Below are 6,000 nucleotides of genomic sequence, written 5' to 3' on the forward strand. Positions count from 1 at the left end.
TATACATGTTTAGAGGTTGTGCTGAATTTGTTGTTCTAAATAATTGATTAATAGCTGGGTTAAAGATAAAGATTAGTTTTTTACCTACAAAAGGGATAATGATAAATTAACTAAGACATTAATTTATTTGATAGAGCAAAATAGAGTTGTTTTCTCCCTTGGTAATAAATTCTAAATTTCTGTCTTTATCTATATTATCTAAATCAATTATAGAGTTTCCATAAACAGGGAAATTACTTATTAATTTAGCTTGACTATCAAAAAGATATGTTTTTTGAGTTTGTAAATCGGTTACTGCTACATAAATTTTATCTTTTAAATAGAATATTTTTGGTTTGCTATAATTACCATAATCTAATTCTATGCTTTTGTTTTTTATTGTTAGTTTATTTTCAGCTAGGGTTACTAGTGTTTTGCTGGTTGTTTCAAGACTATGATTGTCAGGAAGCTTTAAGTTTTCAGTAAATGTATTGCCTTTAGCGTCAATAGTAATTAGTTCTCCTTTATTTGTTGTAGTTGTAAATTTATTTTGATATAAGAAGATAGGTTCTTCAGAATATGATTTTGATGTTTTTGGAGTTACTCTCGTTTTTCCTGTACGATTTAATATATAAAGTTTATTGTTCGTTTTAAAAGTAATATAATCTTTACTTCCAATTCTAAAATGTTTTGGTTGACAAATAATAGTATTGTTTGCAGATTTAAAAGTGAATCCTTTTACAGGTTTAGCCTTAACATCATACATTAATATATGTTTGCCTTGAGTAATTAATAATCTATATTTTTTATTCTTATCATAGTCAAAAACAGATAATGGTTGTGTAATATTATCATTAAATTTAACTGGGAATGGTGATACATTTTTACCGTTTCTATCTAAAACATAAACTCTGTTTGGTGTAGTAAAAACTAATTGAAGTCTTCCGTTTTTGTAAATATCAATTTGATTGATGGTTCCTAATACAGGACCTTGTAGTTGTTTTTTCCAAAGAATTTTTCCTGTGTTAGAAATTAAATATAAGTTATTGGAAACATCTTGAACTACTATTTCCTTTTGTTTTGTTATGTGGTTGGTAACAAAATGAGGCGTATTAAGTATTTCTTTTTCTAATTTAATATTAAGTTCTTCTGAAACAGAATTTAATAAAGCTTTAGTTTTACTCTTTTTTATAATGCCATTTACGTGCGCAAAATTAGTGTCGTATATAAATTGTAATGCCGAAGCGTTGTATTTATCTAATTTTCCAATAGAATTTAATCCGTTTTTCTTTAGAATATTTTTTAAGATTGAAGGATTAGCAACAATATTTAAAGACGATGCATCTGTTAATTGTTCTTTGATGTCTTTATAGTAGGTTTGTTCGTTTAATGTAGTTTTATTTTGATAATTAGCAATAATATTTTCTAGTATTTCAGTGCTTTCAGCAAACACAAAAAAGTTATCTAGCAAACAATATTTAGTTGCATTTTTAAATGTTATTAATGGAGAAAATGAGTTTGAAAACAAATCTGGTTTGCTAAACGAATAAATCTCAATTTGTCTGTAAGTATCTATTTTGTTTTGTTCGCTAACTAATGCGTCTTTAGTAGCAATAACATCTATAGAGTTTAATACAATCGCTTTGTTTTTATCTTCATAAATAACACCAACTTCTATAATGTTATCAAAAAGAGAGGTTGTATTTAATATTGAATCTTTTTGGTTAAACTTAATTAGATTAGTTTCAAAGTTTTTATAGTTATCAAACGTAAAACTCATTAAGCCATCACTGTTTGAAGGCGTTATATTTTGAATTGAATTTTCTTGCGGAATCGTGCCTTTAAAAATATTAATTAAGCTTTTAGTAGAATCTGATGCTTTTGTAATACCGTTAATTATAATATTATCTTGATTAATGTCTGCATCAATAGCTATATATTTTGTAAAGGTGCTTAAGTTTAATGAATCGTTTATAAAAAAAGATTTTATAAAAGGATTGTTTGGCTCAATTATAATAGATGCTGTTTTATCATTACTTGTGGTAGTGTATATTTTTTCTAAATCAGAATTTATATCTTTTTTATTAAAAACATCATCGGTAATGGTTTTTGATGACGATGCGAAAAATGTACTATCTATTATGGTGCTGTAAAATGTGTTTTTATTTAAAGTCGATTTTGTGATGCTCTTGTTTTTGTAAACAAGTGATTCTTCTGTATAATTTTTTAGCGAATCTGTTTTAAACAAAAGACTGTGGTGCTTTGTTATAATAGTATAGTGTAGGCTATCATTATCGTCTTTAGAAAAGCAAATTAAAACATCACTTTTAGGTTTTAAATGCAATAGTCCTTCTAATGTGGTATTAAGGTTTTTGTAAGATGTAGATTTAGAAATTTTTTGTAAAAAATCACTGTTATTTAAATCGTTTTTTAATCCCTCTAAATTAGATGTTTTTATAATTAAAGATGTTTTTTCTGGAACAAAATCTATAAGTTTAGATTTCTTGGTAGATAAATTAGAACAACTAAAAGCAATAAGAAGTAAGAAGGTAGAATAAATAAATCTCATGAAACGAATTAATTTATACAAACCTACATATTTTTCATTTTATAGCATATAATAAGCGAATCTAAATATCAAGCTTTATTTGTTCTGGTAATAATCTAAACGATTTTCTATGGTATTTTGTTATACCATATTTTCTTATTGCTTCTCGGTGTTCTTTAGTTGGGTAACCTTTGTTTTGCTTCCAATTATACATGGGGTATTCTTCATGAATCTTGTTCATATAAATATCACGGTATGTTTTTGCTAATACAGATGCAGCTGCAATACTTAAATATTTTCCATCTCCTTTAATAATGGTTTCAAATTCAATATCATTATAAGGTTTAAACTTATTGCCATCAACAATAATAAATTCTGGCTGAGGTGTTAATTCATTGATAGATTTATGCATTGCCAAAATAGAAGCATTTAATATATTAATGCTATCAATTTCCTCTTGAAATACATGTGCAACACCAAAAGTTAGTGCTTCATTTTCTATAATAGGTTTTAAAAGATCTCTTTTCTTTTCGCTAAGTTGTTTTGAGTCATTTAATATAGCATTTTTAAATTTTTCAGGAAGAATAACCGCAGCAGCTGTAACAGGGCCAGCAAGACAGCCTCGTCCAGCTTCATCTGTACCGCATTCTAAAAGGTATGAGGAATGATTTTTTAGTAACATGCTGCTAAAATACTATCAATTTTATAATTTCAAGCAGTAACTATTATGCATGTATAATAAATTTTTGTTTTTATTATAGATTTCATATTAATCATAGCAGTGTTAATGATAGTGACACAATTTTTTGCTTAAGTAAAATTATATTATGAAGTTTGTTACTGACTAATTCAAAATAAATATGTCTACATGTATATTATATCATGATGATTAATATTTAGAAAAGAAAGCCAACTAAAAAGTTGGCTTTCTTTATTTAAAATATTTATGTTCAGTTTACGTTCAAATAATTACTTTTGTTGCGGAAAAATACATCTATGAATAAATTAGTTTTAATCTTTTTTTTAACAGTAATCACTTTGCCTGTTATGGCACAAGTTAAAAGACCAAGCAAAACTAGCCGATTAGGTAAAGAATTGGGCTTATCCGAAGTTAAAGACTCGGTTAACGGAAAAGGAAAAAAACTAGCCAAAATTGAAGATTACCTAATTATTTCATATGCAAATGATACTACCTATGTAGATACTACTTTAAGCATCCAAAAAGAATATAAGTTTAATTACTTGCGAAAAGATAATTTTGGATTAATGCCTTTTTCAAATTTGGGGCAAACTTATAATAGTTTAACACATAATTTTCAAGATACTAATTTAATGCCAAGTTTCGGAGCCAGAGCGAAGCATTTTAATTATATGGAAATTGAAGATATTAATTACTATCGAGTGCCAACGCCTTTAACAGAATTATTTTTTAAAACAGCTTTTGAGCAAGGGCAATTAGCCGACTCGTTTTTTACAGTAAACACATCTTCTCAATTCAATTTCTCAATAGCATATAAAGGCATGCGCTCTTTGGGTAAATACCAAAATATTTTAGCAAGTACCGGAAATTTTAGATTCACTTCAAATTATCAAACAAAGAATAAAAGGTATAATGTTAGAGGACATGTTGTCACTCAAGATTTAATGAATCAAGAGAATGGAGGTCTACAAGATGATAACGTTGCTTATTTTGAAACAGGAGATCCAGAGTTTCTCGACCGTTCTATATTAGAAGTAAATTTCGAAAATGCCGAAAGCATGTTGCGAGGTAAGCGTTTTCATTTAGACCATAATTATAAAATAATAAAAAAGAAAGATTCGCTTTCTAAAAATAAATTAAGTGTTGGTCATATTATTTCTTTTGAAGATAAGTATTATCAATACGATCAATCAACAGCTCAAACAAATTTTTTTGGAGATGCCTTTAAATCATCTAAGCTACAAGAACGCGTAACTTTAGAAGATTTTTACAGTCAAGTAAATTTAAATTATAGTAATAATATAGTAGGCGATTTACAATTTAATGTAAGTGCCAATAACTATAATTATGGTTATAATAAACTAGTTGGTTTAAATGGTTCTATTATTAAAAATAGATTAAAAGGAAATATATATTCAGCAGGAGGAAAATACCATAAACAATATAAAGGATTCAATTTACAAGCAGAAGCAGGTTTAAATATGTCTGGAGATTTCGATGGTAATTTTCTCAAGGCAGATGCTGCATTTAAGTTAAATAAAGATCTAACATTAATCGCTTCAATAAATCATAGTTCTAAAGCACCAAATTATAATTTCTTATTATATCAAAGTAATTACATAAATTATAATTGGCAAAATAGCTTTAGTAATACAGAAACTGAGCAAATAGCCTTTCAATTAAAATCAAAAAAGATAGCAAATATCGCAGTAGATTATACTACAATCAGCGATTACACATATTTTAAAAAGCAAGATTCTATAAGTCCAGTAAAACCATTTCAAAATAGTGGAACCATTAATTACTTAAGAGTAAAGCTAGAAAAAGAAATCAAGGTCGGTAAATTTGCGTTACATAATACCATTTTATATCAAAATGTAGATGATGCCAATAATACATTAAATGTTCCCGAAATTACTACACGTAACACTCTATATTTCGCAAGTAACTTGTTTAATAAAGCCATGTATTTACAAACAGGCGTTACTTTAAATTATTTTACAAAGTATAATATGAATGCTTACGATCCTGTTTTAGCAGAATTCTATGTTCAAACAGAACGAGAATATGGAGAATTCCCGCGTTTAGATTTCTTTGTCAATGCAAAAGTGCGTCAAACCAGAATCTTTTTTAAAGCCGAACATTTCAATTCAGCATTTACAGGGTACAATTATTATTCGGCGCCTAATAATCCGTACCGCGATTTTACAATACGTTTCGGTATAGTTTGGAATTTCTTTTTGTAAAAAAAAACAAACACATACAATATATATAGTTATAATTTGAGTTTTATGGGCGTTCCCCTTTGGGTCAGGCTTTCACTACTCGCTACCTCCTGTCGTCGGTGAGCTCAAACATGCCGCTCAATCCTTAACGCGGGCATAGCTTCATGGCTTGGTTTGTAAAATGAGCAATAGTTACCTAATATTATATGCAAAGGCATTCTTATAAGTAGGAGTGATGCATGTAGTAAGATATTTAGCCAACAAAATAAACATCCTTCGTTATATATAGATCTATGATTAATATATATGAGGAACTGTATAATGAAGTAAAACTACAACCATCATATAAGTAAATAAAGGTCTCACCGTCTAAACGAGTAAACATAAACAGGAATTAGTAAAGCATTAAACATTAAAGTTGAATCAAACCCTAAATTTTTCTTAGTATAACCTACAGAAAATAAGTCAGTTAAAGAGAGTGTAAAAAAAAGGTTAAAAAAAGGGCAAATAAATGTTGTTTAGGAAAGGAAAAGGTTTGTATATTTGCA

Annotated in this window: 3 protein-coding genes; 1 reads left to right on the forward strand and 2 read right to left on the reverse strand. The window is 27.8% G+C overall.

What is annotated here, in order from left to right; all coding sequences use genetic code 11:
* Positions 1-118: 118 nt before the first annotated feature.
* A complete protein-coding gene (locus ACH5TX_RS10345; RefSeq protein ID WP_439339423.1) occupies positions 119-2,548 on the reverse strand; it encodes a ribonuclease HII in 2,430 nt (809 codons plus the stop codon).
* 61 nt (positions 2,549-2,609) lie between these two features.
* The gene (gene rnhB / locus ACH5TX_RS10350; RefSeq protein WP_439339424.1) at positions 2,610-3,209 is read right to left on the reverse strand and encodes a ribonuclease HII; all 600 of its coding nucleotides are present in this window, start codon (positions 3,207-3,209) and stop codon (positions 2,610-2,612) included.
* A gap of 314 nt (positions 3,210-3,523) precedes the next feature.
* Here rnhB and ACH5TX_RS10355 point away from each other — a divergent pair, with 314 nt between their 5' ends.
* The gene (locus ACH5TX_RS10355; protein ID WP_439339425.1) at positions 3,524-5,473 is read left to right on the forward strand and encodes a putative porin; all 1,950 of its coding nucleotides are present in this window, start codon (positions 3,524-3,526) and stop codon (positions 5,471-5,473) included.
* Positions 5,474-6,000: the final 527 nt, after the last annotated feature.

The organism is Thalassobellus citreus (genome assembly GCF_044385915.1).
Classification (GTDB): Bacteria; Bacteroidota; Bacteroidia; order Flavobacteriales; family Flavobacteriaceae; genus Thalassobellus; species Thalassobellus citreus.